Annotated in this window: 2 protein-coding genes; one reads left to right on the top strand and one right to left on the bottom strand. The window is 47.1% G+C overall.

From position 1 onward, the window contains the following. Positions 1–193: hypothetical protein (locus Q0668_RS04710; protein ID WP_298860562.1), on the top strand; the 193-nt coding region annotated here is incomplete at its 5' end. Between the two features lie 64 nt (positions 194–257). Here Q0668_RS04710 and Q0668_RS04705 read toward each other — a convergent pair. After that, positions 258–1,319: a DUF6268 family outer membrane beta-barrel protein gene (locus tag Q0668_RS04705; protein WP_298860560.1), complete on the bottom strand. Its 1,062-nt coding sequence runs from the start codon at positions 1,317–1,319 to the stop codon at positions 258–260. Between the last annotated feature and the right edge of the window lie 521 nt (positions 1,320–1,840).

Genomic DNA, 1,840 nt, shown 5'->3' with positions numbered 1-1,840 from the left:
AAGCACGAAAAGCACGAAAAGCACGAAAAGCACGAAAAGCACGAAAAGCACGAAAGACACGAAAGACACGAAACGCTTGGCTCCTCATTCCGTTTCCTGCTTGCTGCGCTCGGTCCGAATTTTATTCGGGCTTACCCTGTCGTTGTTAGAAACAGGCGGCATTGGTTTTGATATTCGAGAGGCATTTATTTAAAGGCACAGATCTCGTGATATTTGAACCTGGCCTTTGCTGTCCTACAGAAACGCGCGGATGTGATTTAGAAACTGAGGCCGCTATGCAGGAGTAGCGTGTTCTCGATTTTGATGTCGGTCGCATTTCTCTCCAATTCAAATTTCCTGCCGAAGACGTAACCAAACTCCATCAGAAACTTTTTGCCAGTAGAACGAAAACTGCCCGGTTTTTTGGGTGGCATTGATTCCCATCCCAGAACGAAACGCCATTCACGATAGTTAAGCTGCTCTGGGGAACCATCGTTGCGCTGGTACGCCCAGTTGCCTCCCGACATTCCGCCGCCTACATATCCCCAGTGCTGGCGTCGTTCAGATTCGGATAACAAAAATGAAACGCGTGGGTTTGGCAGCATCAAGTTGATTTTGAGCCTCGGGTTCGGTTCCCAGATGGCACCGAGTACGGGGATGACGGGGATATCCTCCTGACCTGTGGCTAAGGCACCTATGGCAATATTCCAGGTCTCATTAGGACGATAGATGGCAAAAAAGCCGCCCCGGAACTGCCAGGCCATACTGCCTGTGTTATTCAGATCCGATGCAAATACTCCATTGAGCATGGTTCTTGTCATCCACTTTTCATTGATCCGTCTCATCCATGACATTCCCAATGTAAACTGATGCAGATTTTCTGGTAAATCGAATGCGGGAAGCGCCTCGATTTGTGTATAAGAATAACCGGCTGTCAGGAACGGAGGGGGAGGGCCGAAGATCGGGTAAAGCGGCAATTTCATCGAGAGATCATAGGAACTCATCCCGACTCCTCCCGCTTCAGGTTCCCATTCCGCAGCGAAGTCAAACCTTGGCTTCATTAACGACTTCAGATCTTTTGGAAGTTCCGGGCTCTGTCCCTGGTCAGCAACCGGGGCATCAAATCGACTTTCAGAAGCGATATCAGAGGGGAATTGTTCATTGAGAGGGTTTTCAGTGCTGTTTCTTAAAAACTGGTCTGTGGGAAGCAAGGCGACGTAGCCGGACTCTTCTGACCAAGGTTCTGAATCATCAGTGTTTAGATTTGACTGCGCACGAACATTCATCTGAAAACAGAATAAAATGAATACAAGACTCAGCAGTCTGCCAAGAATCAGCATCGGTTTATATCATCCAGGACAGGATTTTAGGGGAGATGGGGCAGCAAGGGTTGATGGCGCGAGTTAAGACATGAGCGATCATGTTTCAACGCTCGAATTGTAGTCAAACAATGAGATCTGACCATCGAAAAATATAACAAATTATGATTTCAAAATGAGACGAAATTTCAGTCACGGAAAATTATTTGAAGGAATTACAAGGAGGCGAAATCAAAGTTGGCGGGCACCATTGGATTTGGTGTGAAGTTTATGCACTTCTGGATATACAGCTCAGGCGTTTTGTTGCCATCGGTTAAAATGTCTGTACGTGGGTTGATGGCACTGATGTTGTTGTCGTTTATTTATTTACCACGAAAATCACGAAAGACACGAAAATTCTGTTGTTCTTCCTGCTAGAACTTTATTCGAGACTCGCCGCTGTTGTTGAATGTCTAGCAGGGGATTGATGGTTTCACTCTGGCGGGATGACACATGGGTCTTCCCCTAGTGCGCCTGCAAGCGCATCGAATCAGCGAGGTGAA

Origin of the sequence: uncultured Gimesia sp. (genome assembly GCF_937910335.1) — a bacterium.
Taxonomy (GTDB): Bacteria; Planctomycetota; Planctomycetia; order Planctomycetales; family Planctomycetaceae; genus Gimesia.
The sequence above is the reverse complement of the archived record's forward strand: the minus strand, read 5'-3'. Positions and strand labels throughout refer to the sequence as shown.